A 22,324-nucleotide genomic window follows, 5' to 3' on the forward strand; every position below is an offset into this window, starting at 1 on the left:
ATTCATGTCGATAAACCTGTGGCATGGATAAAAACATCCAACAAGGTTTTCATTTCTCCAAATGAATTGCCTTTTCGTGTCCTGTCAGGAGCTTTCGAAATTCGGCGGGCTGTTTCTTGTTGAGTAAGCGCAGATCGCCTTTGAGGGCGATTAACTCGGCAAAATTATCCTCCCTGGCAGTAGATTGAGCTTGATTGCCATAAACCGTGATCAGGATCATGTCGTATGGCGTATCTACAGTTCGTTCTACCTGATAAAATTCATAATCGACGATATAGCCTTTCTCCACCGCCAGCTCACGCAACCACCGCCAATTGTGCTGATAGTAATACAGCGCTTCTTCTTTGTTATTGTTCAGAATCTGCACAAAGTCGATGGAGGAAATCCTGGTCTCGTTTTGTGCATAAGCCATCAAGTTAAGCGTACTGAAAAACAGAATTACAAGGTGTTTTTTCATAAAAGTCATCACTGAATATTTAAGTGTTTGAAAACTCTTTCTGTATTTCTTTCGTCTTAAGATCAACGTCCAAAAAGTAGCCTGGCTGTGATTTTGAAAGCCTTTTATGCGAAAAGCACCTGTTTCTATGCCAACACCCTATCAATCATGACCTGCTGATGTGGCTATCCAAAGAAATGTATGTCTTCAACTCACGCGTATGGACACATGTCTTGTTTTGGATAAGCTATTATGTCTTGTTCGGAATCATGGGAACCGAAAATGGTGACTTGTTTCGATCCTTTGAAAGGGAATTTGTGGCCATGCCCACACGAATTGGAGCAGGGTATTTGACCATCTATTTTCTGATCCCCAGGTTGCTACTGAAGGAACGATATTTCTTATTTGGATCAGGTTATCTGAGTTTGCTGGGACTCGTTATGATCGGACAAAGGTTAGCTTGTTTTTACTTTCATGAATGCTTCTTCATGGATGACGAGGTTCTGATGGTTCCAGCGTTGTTTCAACGTGCTTTGGTTGATCTTGTGATTGTAACGTTGCTCGTTTCGTCGATTAAGCTTTTCAAATTATGGAGGGCAGCCAGTCCAGACAAGGAAATCAGTCAGGAATCGCCCCTTTTGATCAAAGCAGAAAAAAGACATCACAGGGTCTTACCCTCATCGATTCTTTATGTAGAAGGCCTTGGCAATTATGTGACCTTCTATCTCGAAAACAACAAATCATTGATTTCCTACCTATCCTTGAAAGAAGTGGAGCAAATGCTCCCTAACACTTTCAAAAGGATCCACAAGTCCTTCATCATCAATCAGGATAAAATTGATTCCTATAGTCATGAGAACGTAGAAATCGCTGGTCGGATCATCCCAATTGGAAAGGCCTATGAGTTGTGAGGGGGCAAGACCAAAAAAAGCCCCTCAGCGTACAATTGCACGTATGCTGAGAAAGCTTTCACATGATTATCGACTGAATGTATACTATCCTAAATTGGCAGTAGCAGGTTTATGCAAACTAACTACCATCAGTACTGCTCCTCCATTGGCCCAGTAGTAAAAGGCATCGATTCCTTTGAAACCAAAGAGAAATGGAGCTATGACAAAGGTGATCCCTACCACCAAATCCACTAATAAATGGATTCTGTAAGGAATCACTTTGATCAATCCTAATTCATGATTAGTAAGTATGGTTAAGATCAACGCCGCAATACCTGTTGCCACGGAAAGCTGCAACGCAAAAGGATTTGAACTTCCTAAGCCTAACAAGAATGGAAGTCCCATGAGTGCAACTGCCACTGGGTAATCTAGATAAGCATGGATCTGTTGGGTGACGAATTTCATTTCAAAAAATTTTAGATGAATAATTTTTCTCCTGATCGCCAATCCAAAAGGAACATCAGCGATCAACTATGAGGCAAATTTCATGGTCACCGAGTTGGAACTGGCTACAAGAAAAGGACAGTTGATGGTACTTTTTGATATCATCACATGACTCTCTCAGAGTCCACTTCGAGTAATTCTGAGAGCGCAAAGAGTCCCGTTCCAGTGACTCTGAGGATACTTTCATTTTAAAACTTAAACGTATACACCAAATTTGGGATCATCGGCAGCTGAAAGCTTTGCTCGATTTCTTCAGTAGGCTGAATGTAATATTCTCGGACTAACGCTTGATTGTTGGTGATGTTGTTCGCATCCAACTTCAACTCACGGGTAGTTTTACCTTTGTTTCTGCGAATACCAATAGAAAAATTCACAAAGAACACATCCTCACCCTTGCTCGATAAAGGACGAGACTCGTCATAGATCGTATGACCCGCATTAATGCTGGAATTCAAATCGATTGGGGTATACCTTCCACCACCAAGAAGTACAACTTTCGTGTTCATGAACATCACCCGATCCTTCTCGGGTTTCCCAATGGAAAACTCCTTTCCTCCGATGAAATTGACGATGTAGTTTCCATTGAAGGCAGTCGAGCGTTCAATCCCATCGTGGGCCGTGTATAGAGATTCATACAAAGAAACATTCCCCATGTAGTACAACCCATTATGAAAAAACCGCTCATAGGTCAACTCCAGGCCGAAATTTCGGCCGGTTCCCTCATTGACCAATGGCACTGAACCATACGTATCCGACTCGTTGAGCAAAGCATAAGAACTGTTTGGATCATTCTCCACCGGCACATCGTACAAGTATTGATAGTAGAGCTCTGCTTTGAAATGTGTCTGTGGATTGATCTTTCGATCGTATCCTAACACAAAATGCGCGGCCTTGGATGGTTTCAAATCAAGGTTAGGCTGTGAGAATTGCCCAGCCTCATTGGGAATCTGTGCCAAATAGGTAGAAATCGCATCGAGTTTACTGTGAATTCCAAAACCCAGGTTGAACGCACCTCGTTCACTAGCCTCCCAACGCAATGCAACGCGAGGCTCAATGGAGTTGGCTTCATTCAGGGTAAAGTGCATGTAGTGAAGACCTGAAATCAAGGTAAGGTCCTCTCCCATTCGGTATTTCCAGCTTGCAAACGTCTGGATCGTATTCGAAGCACCATCATCATTTAAGGCAGTTTCTAGCTCTTCTAGTCCGTAATTATAAGTTTCGGAATTGGCCTTGAAGGACAAACGGGAAAGTATGGCTCCAACCTCTAACTTATGACGCACATTGAATTTATAATTAAAGGTAGATAACGCACGTAGTGTACTTTTCGAAATATCCGTATCCTCAATCAAGTAGTATTCGTCCAGATCATTCACCAATTCTTCTGTGAAACGAAGCCGTGTACCGGTGTAGGCCAAAGTAGATTTCAAAAAGGCGCGATCACTGTAGAAATGCACATGGGATAAACCAAATACACCCAAATCACTACCCATAATTCCACGGTATGCCTTGTCCCCATTGTCGTGGAATTCCTCTCCTGCGATATCACTGATTCCACCCAATCCGAAAAGTGTGAAGTGATCATTCTTCCCGGCAGGTAAACTCACATTGATCGCTGCATCCTGATATTTTGGAACACCAGTAAAATCTACCACACCCAGGTCCGTCAACAACTGCAACGAACTATAGCGATAATTGGCAATGTAAGAACCATTGTAGCCCTTCTTGAAAGGTCCTTCGGCCGTAAAATCCAGGCCAAGCGTACTTGCAGAAGCTGTGTACTCCCGCTGTTCATTGTTGCCTTTCTTGTATTTCATATCAAATACACCAGATAGTGCATTGCCGTATTCTGGAGCAAACGCTCCGGTAAAGAAATCCGAGTTGGCCAGCATGTTACTATTGAGTGCATTGATCGGTCCGCCTGTAGCTCCTTCATTAGCAAAGTGATTAGGATTCGGAATTTCTACGCCTTCCAGTCGCCATAGAATGCCTTTCGGTGAATTACCACGAACGACGATATCGTTGTTGCCTTCTGCGTTACTATTTACTCCTGCGAATGATGCCACTAATCTGGCCGGATCATTAAAAGAGCCTGCATAGCGCTGGGTTTCTTCGACGGAAAACGTACGGGCACTGACCAATGCCATTTCGTTCAATACCTCATGGTTATCAGTGGCAGAAACAACCACTGCTTCGAGATGTTCAAAACTCTCCGTAAGATCTACATCAAGGATCACTTCTTTGGCTGCTGTGACCAGCACATTGGGTAATACACGTTCTTCATAGCCGATGTAGCGAACTAGCAAATCAACCCGACCATAAGGCACATTGACGAGGCGGAATTTTCCATCAAAATCGGTGACCGCTCCAATTAATGGTTCCTGATTCAAAACCTGAACCGTAGCACCGATCAACGGTGTTTTGGAATCGGTATCGAGGATAGTTCCCCGAATGGTTTGATGCTGCGCAAAAACAGTAGTTGAAAGCAGCATGATACAAAGCGAATAAAAAAATTGTCGTTTCATTTTGAGTGTTTCTATCTTGAATTCACACGCATGAAAACCAACTTGGGATTTACCCCCACGCTACTTCGAAACTTTATTAAGATTTTTGATTTTCGATTCTTTGAGAGGGTTTGGACAGCTGAGCATTTGAGAGGTTATTCGGTCATTGAGTTATTAGGAGGAGGTACAATTAAAGTGTAGAGGCAATGACTCTGGTGTGTCAATGAGAATTTAAAAAAATGACCATTGGACGTTTTCATAAACTCTTAAAAATTGACTCAGACTCTTCAAAGAATGACTTAAGCAGAGTAAACTGTAACTGCGTGACTCTAATACCAATAGATGAGATTCCGAGATTCCACTTCACTGCAACCGGAAAGACAGAAAAAAACTAAAACCTCACAGCAAATGCATAACCCAACCACCATTTTCTGGAGAAGGAATTGGTTTGGGTACTGGAAAGGGTGCTGCGGCCAAATCGATCAGCAAAACTGAGATCTTCGATGTTTTTCGGTTTGAAGAACAGGAAATGCAAAACAGGGCCGCCGATGAGCTGGATTTTGTTGGCCAGACGATAACCGAATCGCATTTGTACTCGTGTGGAGACATTGACGCCATCGATGAATCTTTGATCCAGGGGTTGAATGACGTGATACGTTGCTTCAAGATCGATGAATGTCTTTTCTTTCCATCGGGCCAATGTTCCGATTCCCATGCCATAATCCCATAATTGATTGTCATGTGGATTGATACCGGCTCTCAGGATGGTATAAAAAGCCTCTACTCCTGACTTGAAGGCCAGGTTGTACGGAGCAACATCATTGGAACTGAACTCCAGTACATGAAATCCATTTTTGGCCCAGTTAACCACTCCCAGCATCATTCCTCCCGCTACGGAATCTGCAACATTCACCACACCTATTTGAATGCCCTTCAACTTTCTGGTGTAATTCAGTCCACCGGAAATTTGGACCCCATGATATTCATATTGATTCCAGTTGCTCATTCCGGCAATCTGTACCCCTTTCATGTTCTTTGAGAAATTCATCCCACCGGCCATTTGTACGGCGGAGGCCTGATCAACTTGATTAGAAAAACCTGCAGCCTGCCAGCCCTTCAGATCAGCAAGCGTAATATTGGATATGCCAGCAAACTGAACACCATTGGTCAATTCTCCATTGATATTTACACCTCCGGACATCTGCACACCCTGCACATAACTCCGCGACATGTTCAGTGCACCTCCAAATTCCGCTCCTTCCACTGCATGACTGTAACCTGCAATCATGTTGATCGAAACCTTATTCGTAAACTGACCACTTAGAAAACCATTGGTACTCAAACCAGGTGTAAGCGCTAACTGAAAAAACCGCCTTTCCGTCAAATTGACGTTTTTAGCATGCATAGATATCTTGTCACTTAGAAATTTCTGTTGGACTTTATCCACTTTCTCCTCCTTTGCTTTCGGTGCTTTATCCTTTCGCCTGAGTGAGATCTTCCAAAACTCATTGCGCTTCACCTGTATCACTGTATCCTGATAATGCTCTTTGCTGATCGCGATAAACGCTACTTCATCAGGGAGTTCTATTTCCAGCGAATAATTACCTGAAGCATCCGTAAAAACTGGCTTTAAGGTTTGTACTTCATAAATGGTCACGTCTTCCAATTGTCGATTGGTGGATGCCTCCAGTACCGCTCCCTTAATTTGAATGCTGTTTTTCTTTGGAGCGGATTCTTCTTGTTTTCTTGGTAGTAAAACCACATAACTACCCCGAACTTTGACCTGATAATTCTGAGCAAACAACTTGTCTAAAGCCTTATCTATCTGTACCTGATTCAGTGATAAGGTGATAGGGTCATCTTTCAGCACGTCCGGGTTATAAGCAAATTGATAATTGGTCTGGGCCATCACCTGAGCCATCGCTTCTTGAGCAGATGCTTCTTGTAAGTCAAGTGTGATCAGATTGGATTGAGACCAGACCGTAACCGCCACAAAGCACATTACACTTGTGATCAGTTGTCGCACCCTGATCCAGTTAGTAGGTACTCGGCACCATCAGTAGAAACTTCCAGATTTTGCGATAAGGCGATGATCTCGAGGATCTCTTCCAGCGATTGCTTTTCAAAGTTGGCTTGCAATCGACAAGTAAGTATGGCTTCATCAGAAACATTCACTTCCACATCAAATACCTGTTTAAGGTCGTGCAATACTTCAGATAGGTTAACTCCATCGAAAGTCAGCTTTTGATCTCGCCAGTAGAATTCTATACCAGAAGCGGAATTTGTGCCTGAAGTGAACGATTCATTATTAAGGTTCAAGGTAATTTGATCTCCTGCATTTAATATTTCTGTCGTAAAATCCGATTTCACTTCCACATGCCCAGTGGACACACTCACTACTACAATATTTTCCAGCGACGCTACGTTGAATTCCGTTCCTAAGACAGTGATGATCACCCCACTGGCTTCTATGTGAAATGGACGATCCTTATCTTCCGCTACGCTAAAGAAAGCCTCTCCTGTTAATTGAAGCCCTCTTTCATGATCACCAAATTGTTCGGGATAAGTCAATACTGCCTGATCATTGAGGGATACCATCGAACCGTCTGATAAATTGATCTTTTGAATACCTGATGAAGCATAGACAACCGGTTCCGGTGTAGGCTTCCAAAACCACCAGGAAATCGTGATCAACAATAATACAGTGGCGGCCACCCGCCAAATCGGGAATGCCATACTACTGTCAGTAAGGCTCTCTTTTTTCAGCTTGACTTTCTGAAAGGCCAATTCCTTATCTAAAGTCACATCCTGAAGTTGAAGTGCACCCAGATCTTGCCAAACAAATCGCAATTGTTCCAGTTCATCCTTATTGGCTGACGAAGTGTTTGCCCAATCTTCGAGTGCTCGCTTTTCGTCCGAAGAAAGCTCTCCTGAAAAATAAGCGGCAAATGCCTCAGATGATGGTCGATATGATGGTTTTTGCTCCATGCTCAACTTTTTGACACCTCAACTAAAATTTACCCCCATTCCACCATAACCAAATAATGAAAGGCAGGTAATCTCCCAACTCTTGTCTAAGTATTTTCAAGGCTTTTCCCATTTGGTTTTCTACCGTTTTCAGGGACAACCCAAGTTCCTCAGCGATCTCTTTGTAGCGTTTGCCATGGAAACGATTCAACTCAAAAATTTCACGACATTTCTCCGGCACTTTATCCAGGGCTCGTTCCAACCGTACAATCAATTCCTCATATTCAACCGCATCGCCCTGCTCCTGATGGAAGGTGGTTTGCTCCAGATAAGCTTGCTCAACTTTCTTGTGTTTGAGGAAATTCAGGCAGGCATTTCTTGTAGATGAAAACAGATAAGCCCGGGGCGAAGATTGCAATTTTAAGGTAGCAGCTTTAGACCAAACATTGGCAAATACATCCTGTACCAGCTCCTCGGCTTGATCCTGATCCGAAACATAATTCATAGCAAAGCTCACCATCACCGGATAGTGAGCATCAAAAAAATCCCGAAATGCTTTTTCTTCGGTAGGAATGATGTGGAAAGATCGGTCGGTCACCTGCTACTTTGCTCTTGCGAGTAAAGTTAGGTGCGTTTTGGATTCACCAGATACTTTTTCATTAGATCATGAATCTAATCTTTCAGCATAGGCCTCTTCCAAAGGCATGTGCACCGACCAAAAACCTTTTGGGGCTTTACCAGCCACTCGATCTTCCAGAATGTTCAAATGGGTGTGCCAGCCAGCAAGCGTACCTACGATGGCGTCTTTACTATCCTGGAGTTTGCTATGGGTCAACGTCAATTTTACCTGATCTCCTACTTCCTCCAACTGAAAGGTCACTTCACCTTCCCATTCTATGACAAAAAGCGAAGGAGGTTCGCAAGTCAGCACTTTCGCTTCGGAAATGAATCCATCGCCAAAGTCTTTATATTTCTCCGGAGTTGGATCGGGTGGGTTGGAAAACTTAGAATTGTTAAAGACCAATTGCATGTTACCTCCTGGACTGGGATCCGTTGGACCACCTGCAAACCACAGGGCACGTTTTTCGCCATCGGTGATGTACTCCCATACATGTTCAATAGGTCCTGGTAGCATGCGCTCAAATTGTAGGGTAGTTGGATTGATGAGTTTGCCGAATTGTGTCATGATTTCAATTTTTTAGGGGTTTGATCTTCCTGATTCAACAAGGCTTCCAATCGATCCAGACTGTCGTTCCAGAACAAGCGGTATTGATTGATCCAGACCGCCACTTCTGCTAATGCGTCTAATCTGGCCCTGCAATGGCGTTCTCTACCTTGCTTGACCACTTCGACCACACCACATTCTTGTAAAATCCGCAAGTGCTTTGATACTGCAGTACGACTCATGGAAAAGTTATCGGATAGTTCGTTCACGTTGGCAGTCTTTTCTGCTAACATCCCAATGATCTCCCGGCGTGTAGGATCGGCAATGGCCTGGAATACGTCTCTTCGCATAGGATATGAAACCTTTTAGTTTCAAATATAACAAAAGGAAACCAAAAGGTTTCATGTTGACCATAAAAATCCCCCGACCTACGGCCACACCCTTGTCAAGGGGGACTCTTCTAAATAGATTCTAGATTACAAATCCAATCGAAAAACAGCGCCGTATTCCATACGCTCCTGATTGAATACATCTTCTAAGGACGTGTTTTGAATGGCGGCCATGAATACCCGGATCACGGCAAAGTGAGCGACGATACCCACAGGAGAATTTAAGTCATCAATGATTTCATTCCACCAGGACATAACTCTTGTTTGTAAGTCTTGCATGGATTCACCGTTTGGTGGCCCCTGATGAACGAAGTTTTGTTTCCATTGATCAAAATCTGGTTGAGGTAACGCTTTCCAGGGTTGCATCTCCCACTCACCAAAACTCAACTCTCTAAGTCTGGACTCTACGATTACTTCACTGGCAGGAATTGTATTTGCCAGGGAATGGCAACGGATCAAGGGACTCGTGTAAATCCGATCAAACCAATTGGGTAACTGATCCAAAATCACTTGTGCTTCTTCTTCAAAAGTGTTTTTCAGGGCAAGATCAGTTTGGCCATAGCAGATACTCCGATCAACGTCAGGAGTGGTATGTCGGATGAGATAGACTTCCATGTTGGAATAAAGGTTAGGTACGGCGAAATGTTTTGAAGATTTGAACTTATTGATGTTCTGGTGATGCAGTTTGATTAGAAAACTTAATGGAAGCTAATCCCTCCGCCAGGTTCTCTGAAACGGTCGTCAGGATGTCCATCTTGTCATAGGCTACTTTCATCCCACTGGACAATTGTTCGGCAGATGCCGCTACTTCATCGGTCCCTGCCGCAGTTTCTTCAGCCACCACAACCACATTTTCTGTCACTTCCACAATCTTCTTGACATTACTCACTTGTGAGGCTGCTGACTGACTAATACCTTCTGATAATTGACTGGTCTTCGAGGTAGTTTCCAGGATGTTCCCAAAGGCTTTCATGGCTTCTTGTGCTGCTTCAGCACTTTCTTCCACACCTGTGTTCATGTTCTTTACAGCAAGCGTCGTATCTGCCGTGTGGGACTGGACGGATGCAATCAGCACACCGATTTCCTCAGCGGAACTGCGTGAATTCTCTGCCAGCTTTCGAATCTCTTCTGCGACTACAGCGAACCCTCTCCCTACCTCCCCCGCCTGAGCAGCTTCAATCGCTGCATTCAAAGCGAGCATATTGGTTTGGGTCGCAATTTCCGACATGACATTTAATACCTCATCAATTGCTCGGGCCTGTTGGGTGAGTGCATTGGTAGAATGTTCCGCCTGTCCCGAAAGCTCTGTCAGTTCTGTCATGCGCTTCTCCATAGAAGTAATGCGCTGTAGTCCCTGCTCACAGGTGGATGCACTTAACAAGGCAGCTCGATGGATCTCTCTTGCCTGAATCTCCATGGAAGTAGTTGCTTTTTGGATGCTTTCTACCAGGATTGAAGATTCATCGGATTTCTTCATTTGCAAATGACTACCGGCACTCATTTCACTGATGGACGCAGCTATCTCAGTTGTATTGGTAGCCATGTCACTTGTGGAGCGCTTCATTTCTTCTGAAGAACGATCAAACACCCTCACTCCATCCGCAATCCGTAACAAGAGGCCATCCAACTGGTTCAAAGCAGCATTCAAGTTTGTCACCATTTCTCCGATATCTCCGGTAGCTTCTTTTTCATAACGTTGGGTAAGGTCTCCTGAAGATAATGACGCTACGATCCGGTTGATCTCTGCCAATGGTTCACGAAAAGAATCAAGCAACTGGTTAACCCCTTCACTGATCTCTCCCCAAACTCCGGCCTTTCCTTCTATGTTAATTTTCGCTTGAAGTTGACCTTGTTCAGTTGCCTGATGCAAGGCATGGCTTACGTCAGTTAAGACGGCTTTCAAATTATCGCGCATCATGAGCAAGGAATTTCCCATTTGGTCATTTTCACCTAAACGCTGATAAGTCACATTCAAATCTCCGGAACTGATCCCCGTAGCAAATTCATTCACACTCCGTAAGGAAGATAAAACACGGGAAAGCGAGCCCTTCAAACTTCCGATCTCATCTTCTTTTCCGTGCACATTGATCTCCCTGAAATTCACTGATAGGTCACCCATGGAAATCTGATTGATACGTTTGGTCATGCGGTACAGCGGTACATGCACATGTCTGAAGGTATGCCTGGACAGCAAATAGACCTGGAAAAAAATCAAAGGAAAAACCCACAGCATGTGAACAAATCCCATGGTTCCAGCGAAGTAAGTCAGCAGTGACATCTCTCCTGCTAAGACACCTACCCACATCATGATCTTCCCAAGAAAGGAGTCTTTAAAATCCCTTTTGATCCAAATCAGCCCAATGATCAGGGCCACAATGGTCATTACAAATAAGTAGAAGAGTTCTTTGGTTTCTTCGCTCATGATCAAAATTGAAGAGAATCAATGATAAGAAATGAAAAAGGGAATATTCCAGAAATGTGGGCGAAAGGGTAATATTTTGTAATCAGTTCCAATGAATTACATGGAATTTCAATTCTTAAATGATTCTCAGACTAAACCCAAACTGATATCCCGTTGCAGGTATGCGATATGCTTCATGCACCAGCGCTCCCCAGGAGTCATCGCCACCTACCCCCATGTGCAGGTGATCCAGGCAAAGGATGATCCGATCTTGGGGATTCAAATCGTAGGTATGCATCGTTCCTCGGGACGTTTGGGTAAGGTCTTCGGGTGAAAAAGGCAAAGCAGAGAATTGAAACTTATGATCTCCTCGAATTTGAAGGCCTTTACTTGCCTGATCTGTTAATTTCAACAAGGTTGTATCCGTCTTTAAACCATTCTCCTGCGGACTAATGTAAGGTACATATTGTTCCTTAACCGTGCTTTGATATTTCCCAATAAAAGCAGCTGATTGCCGATCCCAATAGTTTTCATGTGGCCCTCTACCCAACCACTCCAATTGATCAAAATCTTTTGTGATACCCACTATTAATCCGATTCTTGGCAGTTCTGGTAAGGACGTTGCATTTACTTGAAAATCGCATTGGATATCAATGACCCCTGAATTGAAAATATGATAATTAATTGCGAGAGAAACCGCTTCTTCGGGAACACTCCATACACTTATGATCAGCACCTCTTCTGGTGACAATTGTCTCCAGGACCATTCTGTGATTGCAATTGCCTGACTGGCAGTCCTCCAGAATCCAAGTCGTTCCGGCATTTGATTCCCAAAATCATTGTCTGTAGGAGCACGCCAGAAATGTGGTCGCAACGCGTCATTCAATATTTCCGTACCATCAAAAACCAGCCCTGCTAACACCCCCTTTTCTATCGATATATCAAAAGATGTTCCTTGAATTGACAACACCTCGTTTTCTAAGGTACATAATAGTTCTTCTCCTTCTTTTGTTGAAAATGAAGCTATCGCCCCTGCTTGCAATTGGAATTGTTCTCTCGCCAATTCATGCCCCGCCTCCAAGACTCCCCAATCCGTGGACAAGGAGACAAATACTGAGAGGTAAACATCTACAGCGGAGGGATGATCCTCATCAAGGTAAAGTTCAATTGCTTCAGAATCACCAGATACCAATGAGGACAAATCATAAAATTCTTCACTCAACACTTCTCCATCAGCTTCTAGTGTCCAAGTAATATTGCAGCCCTGGAGTTTGAAAAAATCGTACTGATTGGTAATACTTAAAAGCCATGATTTTTTGTCAAAATCGATCTTGACACTTTGATAAACCTTCTTGACTTCCCATAAAGACGGATGTGGCGTCCGGTCCGGAAATACCAATCCATTGATACAAAAATTATGGTCATGTGGTAGCTGTTGGGCACCAAAATCGCCACCATAACCCCAGAATTCCTGCCCTCCTTTCAGCCCTTTCAATCCTTGATCCACCCAATCCCAAATAAAGCCTCCCTGTAGGGATGGATATTTGTCGATGATCGCCCAGTACTCCTGCAAATTGCCGGTACTATTACCCATTGCATGGGCATATTCGCACATGATCAGCGGACGGATTGTTTCTTTCTTTCCGTACTCTTCTATGGCCTCAACGGTCGGATACATCGGACAGACAATATCTGTATTCTCATCTTCATCTGCTTGTTCATATTGAACCGGACGGGAAGTATCCCTCGCCTTGATCCAATCATAGGCTGTATAGAAGTGCTGACCATTTTCTGCCTCATTTCCTAACGACCAGGTAATGATCGATGGGAAATTCTTATCACGTTCTACCATCTTTTGGATCCGGTCCAAGTAGGCCGCTTTCCATTCCATAAGGTTGGAAATATGTGTTTTTGGATCATACGGAATTTCATCACCCTGAAACCGAACTCCTAAGCCATGTGATTCGATGTTTGCTTCATCCACTACATAAAGGCCATATTCATCGCAGAGCTCGTACCACCGTGGGCAGCAGGGATAGTGACTGTTCCGCACCGCGTTGATGTTGAACTGTTTCATCAACAAGATGTCCTGGATCATACTTTCCTCGGAAATCACATGCCCGGTATGCTCATCATGTTCGTGACGATTGACGCCTTTTAACGTGACTGGTTTACCATTGATTTGAAGTAAGCCATCTCGAATCTCCGACCTCCTGAATCCTACACGGCAACCAATGACTTCCTTTGTTTCACCGCCATCCGAGATCAAAGAAATGACCAATTGATAGAGTTGAGGAAATTCGGCACTCCAGTGTCTTGGTTGTTCGATAAATGATTCCCAAACCATTTCGTGAGCCGCTTTCAATCGACCGCTTGCAACCTCATGATTTCCTGACAGATCTCTTAAATGCAAATTGACATGAGTACCTTCTTCAGGTGCTGAAAATTCTAAATTGACTTTTAAGGAGCCTTTCTGAAAATTATCGGAGAGATCGGTTTCCACGAAAAAATCCCGAACATGACTTTTAGGACGGGCCAATAAATAAACATCCCGGTCAATCCCACTCAATCGCCAAAAATCCTGTCCTTCGAGGTAGGATCCGTCACACCACCGATAGACTTCTACCGCCAAAACATTTGGCCCAGGTTGCAAATAATTGGTGATCTTGAATTCTACTGCTGTCTTAGAGTCCTGGCTGTAGCCGAGATTTTGTCCATTGATCCAGTAGTAAGCTGCTGCTCCAATCCCCTCAAAATGAAGTAATATCTCTTTTTCGGACCAATCATCTGGAATTTCAAAGGTTCGCAGATAAGAAGCTACAGGGTTAAATTCATGTGGAATATGGGGTGGATTGGCTGGATAAGGATATTGCTTGTTGACATATATGGGCAATCCATATCCCTGTAATTCTACATTAGAAGGCACAGGAATTTCATTCCAATTTGCTGGATTAAAACCTGTTTGATGAAAGTCTAGCGGCCTATCCCCTGGATTTGTTGAATAATGAAATTTCCAGTCCCCATTCAGGGATTGAAAATAGGGTGAAGTTTCCCGCTCCCCGGATAAGAGCTGATGTTCAGTAGCATAAGGAATGAAGTAGGCCCTGGTTTGCTCCTGATTGACGTTAAATACCTCAGGATTTTCCCAGTCGTATGGTTTTTCTTTTTCCATCGACTAAAAAAACCAGAAGATCAAAAAGACGATGATCAACAGCACTACGGCATGTATGCGGTAATCGAGCAAGACTGATTTACTTTCCGTTCCTGACTCGAGGTGAGATTTATTGAAAGTGAACCTGGCCAGTACTTCTTCTGAAGGCCGCACTCCAAAGTTTCCAAGAACAATGAACAATAGCGTGCTTAATCCAAAAATGATCCCCACATTGTAGGTGTAATGCAAGTCCCATAATCCGAATTGTTCCAGTACGAAAAGTAAAACACCTATACCCGTCCCAACTGCTAACGTCCAGATGGCAGCAGTTCCGTTGGACTTCTTGTAAAATACACCTACCAAAAAGATAACAGCTATCGGTGGAACAACAATGGAGAACATCTGCTGAAGGTACCCCCAAAGCCCACTAAAATTCGCAATTTGTGGAGCCCAAAGCGCAGCGATGACCATTAGGATGAGTGTCGTGATGCGACCATACTTCGCCGCTTGTTCTTCCGAAAGGTCCGGATTTTTTGGCTTCACAAAATCTACTACAATCAGTGTAGAGGCCGAATTCAACGTCGAGTCCACACTTGACATGATCGCTGATACTAATCCTGCAAGTACCAGTCCCAATAAACCTGTGGGTAAGATCTCCGTCATGACCGTAGGAAATACCATATCAGGATTGTCCAACCCGGGAAACAAACTGATGGCCATCGCTCCTGGGATCACCATGATGAACAGAGGAACGAATTTGAGCAATCCTGCAAACATGATTCCCCAACGTGCATTTGGAATGTCCTTACTCCCCAGCACCCGCTGAACGATAAACTGGTTGGTGGCCCAATACCAAAAACCAAGGAAAGGCGCACCGACGATGAGTCCCAACCAAGGTAGTGTGTCATCATCAATAGGTCGGATCATCGAGAAGTGGCCTTCGGGAGCTGCTGCCAACACTTTCTCCCAGGAAAAATCAAGTTCCTGATAAAGAATGTATGTCAAGACAGAACACCCAACAATCAAGATAACAGCCTGGATGGCGTCGGTATAGACTACTGCTTTCAAACCTCCAAAAGCGGTATACAAACCAGCAGCAAATGCAATGATGATACAGGTTTGCCACAGGATGAGGTTAGGAAAAAAGAATTGCAGGACCAAAGCCCCGGCATACAGCCCACCAGACATTTCTACAATCACACTGATGAAGATGGTCACCGCAGAAAAGAAATTCCTGGAGCGGACATCATAGCGCAATTCTAAAAACTCAGGAATGGTGGTAATCCGGGCATTCAAATAGAGAGGAACAAAAATTACTGCTGCGATGATTAATGGAATCGCAGAGCCCCATTCGTAAAAGGAATTGACCACTCCGGTGCTGTAGGCCGCACCAGACAACCCAATGATGGTAGAACTGGAAATGTTGGAAGCAAACAATGACAATCCCACCAGACCCCAACCGAATGAGCGTCCACCGAGGAAGAGTTCATCGCCTGTTTTGGTTTTACGACCGATATACAGACCAATGGCCAAGACAAGCAGAAAGTAGCCAATGACCACTGAGAGATCGACGATCCCAATACTGAATTCATTCATGGGTTAAGGAGCAGGTTGATGTTGATTAGGTATTGCTTTCTCTTAGTTTCAGTTCTTTTTTGATTTTGTTCATCATAATCATCTGAAATGGCATGATGCCTCCGCAAGAGAATGCAACGAAAAGCAACGCGATGAACGTACTTTTATCTTCCTTCGCAATCAAGCCGTAAATGGTTATAGAAAAGAGAAAGAACAATACGATCGCTAATGCCCATGCGACAATTTGTAGCGACTTCAATTCTCCTTTTAGCTTTTCCGTAGACTTCCCTTCAAAACCCTCAATTTTCATGCAACCAATTAATTTATCACTTAGATATGAAACTTATCAAGCAATTCCTAAGCTAGTGGATTGCCGGGTTTTGTGCAAATGAGCTGAAACCCGAGCTTTTCAGTCCTTATCTTTAAAAAATTATTGAATTACGACCCATGGAGCTGCCAAAACCAATCAGGCCAATTGATGAAAACTTCACTCGTGCACTCATGATAAAGGATATAGCTTTAGTCACCTTGTTCATTCATTTGAGAAATCACATTTTACAACTGGCGCCTGAATCCCATGAATTAATTTACAATACCCATGCACTTACAAGTGTCTTTTCACATACCAAAAAGTTGTCACATGCATTCTGCCACATACCTATTTACAGCAACCACCTAAACCTAGGATTTAACAAAGGAACACTTCTCTCAGACCCGGATAATCTACTTCAAGGAACCGGAAAACTGATCCGCCATATTCCAATGAAGGAAATACATGATTTTGAGAACGATTACGTTACAAAGTTGATACAAGAAAGTATGGCGCTGGTGCTACCGGATTAATTAGCTTTGGACAAGACTATTAAGGACCAATGAAAACAAAGAACATTATCGCTCTGATAAGCTTATCGTTAGTATTCATATTCAATACGGCCGCACAGCAAAAGCAAGTAAACCTGCCCGCAGGGTGGCGGGCGGAGGAAATCAAACTCCCTTTGTCTTTTGCGCCTGATATTCCGATAACAGGTTTAGAAGAAGTTCGTTTTGCTCCTGGCTGGGGTGATGCCGAAAGTGAAGAATATTTCAGTTACGCATTCGTGTGGTTTCTTGATGATCCCAATGACCTCACCATTGAAGATCTGGAGTACTTTCTAATCGCCTATTTTGATGGCATCATGGGAATGGTAGGTGGATTTGAAGAAGTCGGGACCTTTACTTCTCTGCAGCAGAATGGCGATTTCTATAAAGGTGAACTCAATACCCTTGATGGCTTCTTTACCAAAAGCGAATTGATCCTGAATTTCACCATCGAAAGGCTAGAGGAAGGCAAGGTTTGGTTTTTCCGGCTTTCACCACAACCCATGGATCATGCCATCTGGGAACAACTCAACGATGAAATCAGATTAGTAGACTGACAGTCAGTTACTGAAGAAACTACTTACTGTCAATAATCAATCATACTTTCCTAGGTCCGGGAAAGAACCTATTGGTCTGCTTTTGGTAATCCGCATAGCCTGGTCGTTTCTTCAAGGAATAATATTCGGAGGGCACAGCTCCTGTGTAGTAAACCAATGTCAGGTACATGAGGCGGGCAATAAATACAAGTCCAGCAATCAGAAATCCCCAAATCCAAGAAGATTCCTGTCCATAAAAATAAATCGCAGAAGGTATGGAAGCGATGATCAAGCCATTCCAAACCATCCATTCACCAAAATAGTTGGGGTGGCGGCTGTATTTCCACAGGCCTACGTTACATGGGGCTTTGGCATCACCTGATTTTTTAGCCACTCTTGCAAACTTGCTTTTCTGAAGATCAGCCACATGCTCGAAGAGCATAAATGCCAACCAGAGTAAATATCCTAACAACTCAATCGGAGAAAGTTCTGCCGTTGGATTTTGCGACTGAAAAAATGCCGGAAGCGCCAGAAAAGTAATGTTGGCAAAACACTGTACAAGTATCTCATATTGCAAGGAAACACCGTCGTTGGTAAATCCTCTCTTTGCCCATCTCTTGCGCTGAAACTGGTATCTATTCAATTCTTTATTCAGATGACCCTTGCGCCACATGATCACTGCAAACACACCCATTCGCAATCCTGCAACCATGTACATCACTCCTACAATGATCTTTCTCCATAGTACACCATCCCCCAGGAATATCGCCACTAAGCCTATACAAACCAACCCCCAGGGCCATCCGATATCCACATAAGACATGCGCTTTGTCTTGTAAGCAGGGATACAAACGACCAACAGAAATAAGACCAATTGAACAGCCGCATTGAAAGAGGCGATCTGATGAAAAGTATTACTCATCAGCAGAACAGCAAAACATACAAAATACGGGAGATAGCCGATCAGGCGGAATAGATATTTATTCATTTTTGGGATAATGAAGGTCTACTAAAAAGAAGTCACTTGCCTAAGCTATCGCACAAGATAAGGGAAATATTTAGTGGGTGATATCGTGGTGTGGTTCACTAAGCGCATTGCAAATGCCTAAAAGTTGCGATACGCAATGCAATTGCGATCGAACTAAATGAAGGTATTCAAGCCCACTTCTAAGAGAATCTTGACTTGAGCTTCTCCAAAAAAGTAAGGTCTTCTGAGTCCCTTGCTTTTGACCTGTCCTTAATAGCAGCCTTTTTCAATAAAATAAGATCATCTACACTAATTACGCGAATATCTAAATCATCGACATTCTTAAATGATGCTCTTTCATATGCATACCTAAACTCGAGAACATCCAATTTCTTTAATATCTCAATTCTCAATGGAGGCTGACCAATGCCAATCATTCTTGGAATCAAAAACATTTCATGATTTAAATCCTTTTCTGGAATTCCATATGAAACGCATGCAGCATTCATACGCTCCGCGTTCTTCTCATTTGCATTGATGAAGATATCCAGGTCTCCTGTGCCTCTATGATGCCCATAAGCACCCATCGCGTAGCCGCCAATCAACAGATACTCGACCTCATACTGGTTCAAAGCAACAATAAAATCTCTAAAGTGATCTGGAAAACGATTATTCGGAGCTATGCTCATTGCTCTTCCTCTATGAAATAAATGGTTCGTTCAACCGGATGAGTCTTCAAATCAATGCCTTGCATCGCTAATTGCGCAGATAAAACCTGGCAATAGCGAATGAGGTTTTCCTCCATGGTGGAATTGAAGGCCAATTCAACTTCACGATTAAGTGCTTCCTCTTCTGATTCAATATATCCTATGGTTCTGGTCGGATCAGTCATTAATGACAAATTTCTAGTCAAGTATATAACGAAAACGCTTAAAATTTAGCTTATCAATTTAATGCTAAGCCATGAAAATCAAAGTATGGTTTAAAAGAAATCATTTGTTCTCTTTTGTAGAATAGATATTTGTTCTACATTTACGAAAAAACTAACATGAAAGGCTCACATCTAGGAGAATTTGAAGAACTGGTCATGCTTATTGTCGGGTTCCTTTTTCCTGATGCCTATGGCCTGGCGGTCAAAAATGAATTGATCGAGCAATCGGGGCGTAAGATCGCTATCGGAGCCGTGCATGCTGCCCTTAACCGCCTGGAGGAAAAGGGGTTCTTGATCTCAAAACTTGCTGATGGGACCAAAAAGCGCGGTGGTCGTAGGAAGAAGCTTTATGAAATCACTGCTACAGGCAAAAAGGCCCTGGAAACCAGCCGTGACCTCCGAAATAGCATTTGGGACAAAATCCCTGAATTAGCCTGGAAACAACTATGAAAAAGCAAGCAAACAACCGCCCTCCTCAACTTGCGGATCGCATGCTTGCCTGGTTTTGCAAAGAGGAATGGCTGGAACCGATCAAAGGCGATTTATATGAACAATTTTTAGAAGACCTGGAGACCAATTCCCCCCGAATTGCCAAAAGAAAATACTGGATAAATGCCTTCCTCTTTTTAAGACCATTTGCGACCAAAAAAATGATTTCACCGATAGAAAAAATCCCTGGCTTGAGCATGATCGCCAAACCTCTTATTCGTCATATGAAAAAGAAACCAGGGTTCTACAGTATCAATATTCTTGGGCTGGCACTCGGACTTACCGTCGTTTTCTTATCCATGCTTTGGATATACTACCACACAAGCTTTGACGATTTCCATTCAAAAAAAGACCGTATTTATTCAGCATTGACCAATACCGATGGTGTTGCTGGTGAAACTCAGACAGGATTTTCCGCTAATTACCGTTTGATGGAACAAGCCCTGGAAGAGATCCCCGAAATTCAGCAAGTCACCAGGATCATTTCAACCTGGCGATGGCCTTCGGAACAGTGTTTCAAAATTGATGAAAACAAATCTTGTATCTACCGGAAAGGCATTTATTCAGATTCCTCGTTCTTTAAAGTGTTTGACTTTAAAGTTATCGCAGGAGACCCAAATCCACTCCGAGACCCGGGACACATTGCGTTGAGTGAATCCTTAGCTAAGGAACTTTATGGAGATACTAATCCTATCGGTCTCACTTACAAAATAGATAATCATTTCCCAGTTACGATATCCGCTGTGTTTGAAGACCTGCCTCCGAATTCCTCATTTCAATTCGAATTTATTGGCTCATTGCGCCTGGTAACAGATTTATTTGGCCTTGAATTTGAAAAATGGTTGGATTGGGGGTTCGAAACCTACGTGGTACTACAAAATGATGCACCCAAAACAATTGGTGCAAAAATTAATGCCCTCGAACTGATGAAAGACCAACCCAGAAACAGCATCTTTCTTCACCCGTTTCGTGACAAGCATCTTTACGATCAATTTGAAAATGGATCAGTTGTGGGTGGACTAATCACCTACATCAACATGATCCGGGCCTTTTCAATCTTCATTTTAATTATCTCGGTTGTCAATTTCATTAATCTCACCACCGCCCATGCAACCAGTCGAGGCAAGGAAATAGGAGTACGAAAAATCATTGGGGCGGGTAAGGGTACGCTTAAGTTGCACTTCCTGATGGAAATAGGATGTTGTGTATTGATCGCTTCCATTATCGCCTGCATATCCGCCTATTTTATGCTTCCGATCCTTTCCCGGCTCATTGATGAACCTATACAGTTTGTCTTTGGTACAGACATCATGATTCAGATGATCTCGGCCATCGGACTTACCATCCTACTTTCTGGCATTTATCCGGCTTTCGTTTTATCGGCTTTCAAACCGCTGGTTGTGCTAAAAAATTTGCAATTCCATGGTAGTGGCAACAACACCAGTCGTCAAGTCCTGACCATTGCGCAAGTAGCGATCTCTACTTTCATCATCTTAATGACGCTGGTCTTTTACCTACAACTAAAATACATGCAACAACATAACCTTGGATATGACTCCAAAGGGATCATGCTTATGGAACCGACTTATCGGCATATTAAGCAGTTCGAAGCATTCAAAAATGACTTGTTGCAACATCCTGAAATTGAAAATGTGGGATTGGCCAATATGCACCTTGTAAACGGTGTTCATTCCGTGGAGGAAATTTTCTGGCCAGGAAAGGATCCGGATGACCATCGTCGATTTAAAGCCATTGGTGTAGACAATGGTCTTATGGAATTGCTAGGACTTACAATTTATGAAGGTAATGCGTTCAGTTCTGATTCAGCGGCACAAGTCATCCTGACCCGAACTGCGGCCAAAGAAATAGGTATCGAAAACATCCTGGGCACAACCATCAATATATACGACTATGATCGTCGGGTGGTGGGCATTGTTGAAGACTTTAAGACAGAATCACTGCACTCAGAGTCATTCCCAATCGTACTTTACCCCGTACAAGCCCGACATGCCGGCACCTTCTATATCCGATATGATCAAAGACAACCGCAGGCTTCAATTCAAAAGATTGAGGAAGTGTATGATCGATACGAGACATTTTTTGATATCAAGTTCCGCTTGTTAGATGACGAATATCAGGCATTATATCAAAGAGAACAGATCATTAGTCGCATCTCGATGGGGGTCATGGTACTAGCCGTTGTGATTGCATTGATCGGAATCCTAGGCTTGTCCATTTTCAATATTTCGAGAAAACTCAAGGAAATAGGGCTTAGGAAAATCTTTGGAGCCTCTGGGATTCAATTGTTTGGATTACTATCTCGTGAATTCATCATACTCACAATAATTGCCAATGTGATTGCTTTTCCATTTGCCATCTGGATCGGCAATGAATGGCTCGAGTCTTTTGCTTATCGCATTTCCTTCCCTGTAATTGCCGGAATGAGTATTTTTTTACTCAGCCTTACTACCATTTTAGTGCTGCTAACCATCCAATCCCTGAAGGTAACCCAAATGAATCCTGCAAAAATCTTGAGGGACGAGTAATTAATGCTCATCCCTTAA

Annotated in this window: 22 protein-coding genes; 6 read left to right on the forward strand and 16 right to left on the reverse strand. The window is 43.2% G+C overall.

The window, feature by feature from the left end; translation table 11 throughout:
* Positions 1–49: 49 nt before the first annotated feature.
* Positions 50–457, reverse strand: a complete 408-nt coding sequence (locus R8G66_19220; protein ID MDW3194517.1) for a hypothetical protein — start codon at positions 455–457, stop codon at positions 50–52.
* 158 nt (positions 458–615) lie between these two features.
* Here R8G66_19220 and R8G66_19225 point away from each other — a divergent pair, with 158 nt between their 5' ends.
* Complete coding sequence (locus tag R8G66_19225) at positions 616–1,347, forward strand: LytTR family DNA-binding domain-containing protein (protein ID MDW3194518.1); 732 nt, start codon at positions 616–618, stop codon at positions 1,345–1,347.
* 84 nt (positions 1,348–1,431) lie between these two features.
* On the opposite strand, the gene R8G66_19230 is transcribed toward R8G66_19225, so the two are convergent.
* On the reverse strand, positions 1,432–1,791 hold the full coding sequence (locus tag R8G66_19230; protein MDW3194519.1) for a hypothetical protein: 360 nt from the start codon (positions 1,789–1,791) through the stop codon (positions 1,432–1,434).
* A 227-nt stretch (positions 1,792–2,018) separates the two neighbouring features.
* On the reverse strand, positions 2,019–4,352 hold the full coding sequence (locus R8G66_19235) for a TonB-dependent receptor (GenBank protein ID MDW3194520.1): 2,334 nt from the start codon (positions 4,350–4,352) through the stop codon (positions 2,019–2,021).
* A 30-nt stretch (positions 4,353–4,382) separates the two neighbouring features.
* Between R8G66_19235 and R8G66_19240 the strand changes: the two genes are divergently transcribed.
* Positions 4,383–4,532, forward strand: coding sequence for a hypothetical protein (locus R8G66_19240; protein MDW3194521.1), 150 nt, complete (start codon positions 4,383–4,385; stop codon positions 4,530–4,532).
* Between the two features lie 190 nt (positions 4,533–4,722).
* Here R8G66_19240 and R8G66_19245 read toward each other — a convergent pair whose 3' ends face one another.
* From R8G66_19245 to R8G66_19290, 10 genes are all read right to left on the reverse strand, one after another.
* Positions 4,723–6,357, reverse strand: coding sequence for an STN domain-containing protein (locus R8G66_19245; GenBank protein MDW3194522.1), 1,635 nt, complete (start codon positions 6,355–6,357; stop codon positions 4,723–4,725).
* On the reverse strand, positions 6,345–7,319 hold the full coding sequence (locus R8G66_19250) for a FecR domain-containing protein (protein MDW3194523.1): 975 nt from the start codon (positions 7,317–7,319) through the stop codon (positions 6,345–6,347). The genes R8G66_19245 and R8G66_19250 overlap by 13 nt, the downstream gene beginning before the upstream one ends.
* A gap of 22 nt (positions 7,320–7,341) precedes the next feature.
* Complete coding sequence (locus R8G66_19255; protein MDW3194524.1) at positions 7,342–7,896, reverse strand: RNA polymerase sigma-70 factor; 555 nt, start codon at positions 7,894–7,896, stop codon at positions 7,342–7,344.
* A 66-nt stretch (positions 7,897–7,962) separates the two neighbouring features.
* Positions 7,963–8,484 (reverse strand): SRPBCC family protein, encoded by a 522-nt coding sequence (locus R8G66_19260; protein MDW3194525.1) that lies wholly within the window; start codon positions 8,482–8,484, stop codon positions 7,963–7,965.
* Positions 8,481–8,813, reverse strand: coding sequence for a metalloregulator ArsR/SmtB family transcription factor (locus R8G66_19265; GenBank protein MDW3194526.1), 333 nt, complete (start codon positions 8,811–8,813; stop codon positions 8,481–8,483). The genes R8G66_19260 and R8G66_19265 overlap by 4 nt, the downstream gene beginning before the upstream one ends.
* Positions 8,814–8,939: 126 nt before the next feature.
* Positions 8,940–9,467: an alpha-ribazole phosphatase gene (gene cobC / locus R8G66_19270; GenBank protein MDW3194527.1), complete on the reverse strand. Its 528-nt coding sequence runs from the start codon at positions 9,465–9,467 to the stop codon at positions 8,940–8,942.
* Positions 9,468–9,513: 46 nt separating this feature from the next.
* Positions 9,514–11,274 carry a methyl-accepting chemotaxis protein gene (locus R8G66_19275; protein ID MDW3194528.1) on the reverse strand — a complete coding sequence of 587 codons (1,761 nt, stop codon included), beginning with the start codon at positions 11,272–11,274 and terminating at the stop codon, positions 9,514–9,516.
* Positions 11,275–11,389: 115 nt separating this feature from the next.
* Positions 11,390–14,425 carry a glycoside hydrolase family 2 TIM barrel-domain containing protein gene (locus R8G66_19280; GenBank protein ID MDW3194529.1) on the reverse strand — a complete coding sequence of 1,012 codons (3,036 nt, stop codon included), beginning with the start codon at positions 14,423–14,425 and terminating at the stop codon, positions 11,390–11,392.
* A 3-nt stretch (positions 14,426–14,428) separates the two neighbouring features.
* Complete coding sequence (locus R8G66_19285; GenBank protein ID MDW3194530.1) at positions 14,429–16,000, reverse strand: sodium:solute symporter; 1,572 nt, start codon at positions 15,998–16,000, stop codon at positions 14,429–14,431.
* 25 nt (positions 16,001–16,025) lie between these two features.
* On the reverse strand, positions 16,026–16,289 hold the full coding sequence (locus R8G66_19290) for a hypothetical protein (protein ID MDW3194531.1): 264 nt from the start codon (positions 16,287–16,289) through the stop codon (positions 16,026–16,028).
* A 191-nt stretch (positions 16,290–16,480) separates the two neighbouring features.
* On the opposite strand from R8G66_19290, the gene R8G66_19295 reads away from it, so the two are divergent.
* A complete protein-coding gene (locus tag R8G66_19295) occupies positions 16,481–16,822 on the forward strand; it encodes a DUF1801 domain-containing protein (GenBank protein MDW3194532.1) in 342 nt (113 codons plus the stop codon).
* A gap of 29 nt (positions 16,823–16,851) precedes the next feature.
* Positions 16,852–17,394 (forward strand): hypothetical protein, encoded by a 543-nt coding sequence (locus tag R8G66_19300; GenBank protein ID MDW3194533.1) that lies wholly within the window; start codon positions 16,852–16,854, stop codon positions 17,392–17,394.
* 40 nt (positions 17,395–17,434) lie between these two features.
* Here the strand turns inward: R8G66_19300 and R8G66_19305 are convergent, their stop codons facing one another.
* From R8G66_19305 to R8G66_19315, 3 genes are all read right to left on the reverse strand, one after another.
* Complete coding sequence (locus R8G66_19305; protein MDW3194534.1) at positions 17,435–18,361, reverse strand: DUF1295 domain-containing protein; 927 nt, start codon at positions 18,359–18,361, stop codon at positions 17,435–17,437.
* A 179-nt stretch (positions 18,362–18,540) separates the two neighbouring features.
* Positions 18,541–19,029, reverse strand: a complete 489-nt coding sequence (locus R8G66_19310) for a nucleotidyl transferase AbiEii/AbiGii toxin family protein (protein ID MDW3194535.1) — start codon at positions 19,027–19,029, stop codon at positions 18,541–18,543.
* Complete coding sequence (locus R8G66_19315) at positions 19,026–19,232, reverse strand: hypothetical protein (protein ID MDW3194536.1); 207 nt, start codon at positions 19,230–19,232, stop codon at positions 19,026–19,028. Before R8G66_19315 ends, R8G66_19310 begins: the two co-directional genes overlap by 4 nt.
* 156 nt (positions 19,233–19,388) lie before the next feature.
* Here R8G66_19315 and R8G66_19320 point away from each other — a divergent pair, with 156 nt between their 5' ends.
* Together R8G66_19320 and R8G66_19325 are read left to right on the forward strand one after the other, a co-directional pair.
* Positions 19,389–19,721 (forward strand): helix-turn-helix transcriptional regulator, encoded by a 333-nt coding sequence (locus R8G66_19320; GenBank protein ID MDW3194537.1) that lies wholly within the window; start codon positions 19,389–19,391, stop codon positions 19,719–19,721.
* Positions 19,718–22,306 (forward strand): FtsX-like permease family protein, encoded by a 2,589-nt coding sequence (locus tag R8G66_19325; protein MDW3194538.1) that lies wholly within the window; start codon positions 19,718–19,720, stop codon positions 22,304–22,306. Before R8G66_19320 ends, R8G66_19325 begins: the two co-directional genes overlap by 4 nt.
* Positions 22,307–22,324 lie beyond the last annotated feature (18 nt).

The organism is Cytophagales bacterium (genome assembly GCA_033344775.1).
In the GTDB taxonomy this organism is placed as follows: domain Bacteria; phylum Bacteroidota; class Bacteroidia; order Cytophagales; family Cyclobacteriaceae; genus JAWPMT01.

What these genes read in the sequence shown, in the direction of transcription:
- R8G66_19220 (MDW3194517.1), bottom strand. Translation starts at nt 457, where the DNA reads ATGAAAAAACACCTTGTAATTCTGTTTTTCAGTACGCTTAACTTGATG.
- R8G66_19225 (MDW3194518.1), top strand. Translation starts at nt 616, where the DNA reads ATGTGGCTATCCAAAGAAATGTATGTCTTCAACTCACGCGTATGGACA.
- R8G66_19230 (MDW3194519.1), bottom strand. Translation starts at nt 1,791, where the DNA reads ATGAAATTCGTCACCCAACAGATCCATGCTTATCTAGATTACCCAGTG.
- R8G66_19285 (MDW3194530.1), bottom strand. Translation starts at nt 16,000, where the DNA reads ATGAATGAATTCAGTATTGGGATCGTCGATCTCTCAGTGGTCATTGGC.
- R8G66_19300 (MDW3194533.1), top strand. Translation starts at nt 16,852, where the DNA reads ATGAAAACAAAGAACATTATCGCTCTGATAAGCTTATCGTTAGTATTC.
- R8G66_19320 (MDW3194537.1), top strand. Translation starts at nt 19,389, where the DNA reads ATGAAAGGCTCACATCTAGGAGAATTTGAAGAACTGGTCATGCTTATT.
- R8G66_19290 (MDW3194531.1), bottom strand. Translation starts at nt 16,289, where the DNA reads ATGAAAATTGAGGGTTTTGAAGGGAAGTCTACGGAAAAGCTAAAAGGA.
- R8G66_19325 (MDW3194538.1), top strand. Translation starts at nt 19,718, where the DNA reads ATGAAAAAGCAAGCAAACAACCGCCCTCCTCAACTTGCGGATCGCATG.
- R8G66_19250 (MDW3194523.1), bottom strand. Translation starts at nt 7,319, where the DNA reads ATGGAGCAAAAACCATCATATCGACCATCATCTGAGGCATTTGCCGCT.
- R8G66_19295 (MDW3194532.1), top strand. Translation starts at nt 16,481, where the DNA reads ATGATAAAGGATATAGCTTTAGTCACCTTGTTCATTCATTTGAGAAAT.
- R8G66_19275 (MDW3194528.1), bottom strand. Translation starts at nt 11,274, where the DNA reads ATGAGCGAAGAAACCAAAGAACTCTTCTACTTATTTGTAATGACCATT.
- R8G66_19265 (MDW3194526.1), bottom strand. Translation starts at nt 8,813, where the DNA reads ATGCGAAGAGACGTATTCCAGGCCATTGCCGATCCTACACGCCGGGAG.
- R8G66_19305 (MDW3194534.1), bottom strand. Translation starts at nt 18,361, where the DNA reads ATGAATAAATATCTATTCCGCCTGATCGGCTATCTCCCGTATTTTGTA.
- cobC (MDW3194527.1), bottom strand. Translation starts at nt 9,467, where the DNA reads ATGGAAGTCTATCTCATCCGACATACCACTCCTGACGTTGATCGGAGT.
- R8G66_19315 (MDW3194536.1), bottom strand. Translation starts at nt 19,232, where the DNA reads ATGACTGATCCGACCAGAACCATAGGATATATTGAATCAGAAGAGGAA.
- R8G66_19260 (MDW3194525.1), bottom strand. Translation starts at nt 8,484, where the DNA reads ATGACACAATTCGGCAAACTCATCAATCCAACTACCCTACAATTTGAG.
- R8G66_19240 (MDW3194521.1), top strand. Translation starts at nt 4,383, where the DNA reads ATGAAAACCAACTTGGGATTTACCCCCACGCTACTTCGAAACTTTATT.
- R8G66_19310 (MDW3194535.1), bottom strand. Translation starts at nt 19,029, where the DNA reads ATGAGCATAGCTCCGAATAATCGTTTTCCAGATCACTTTAGAGATTTT.
- R8G66_19235 (MDW3194520.1), bottom strand. Translation starts at nt 4,352, where the DNA reads ATGAAACGACAATTTTTTTATTCGCTTTGTATCATGCTGCTTTCAACT.
- R8G66_19280 (MDW3194529.1), bottom strand. Translation starts at nt 14,425, where the DNA reads ATGGAAAAAGAAAAACCATACGACTGGGAAAATCCTGAGGTATTTAAC.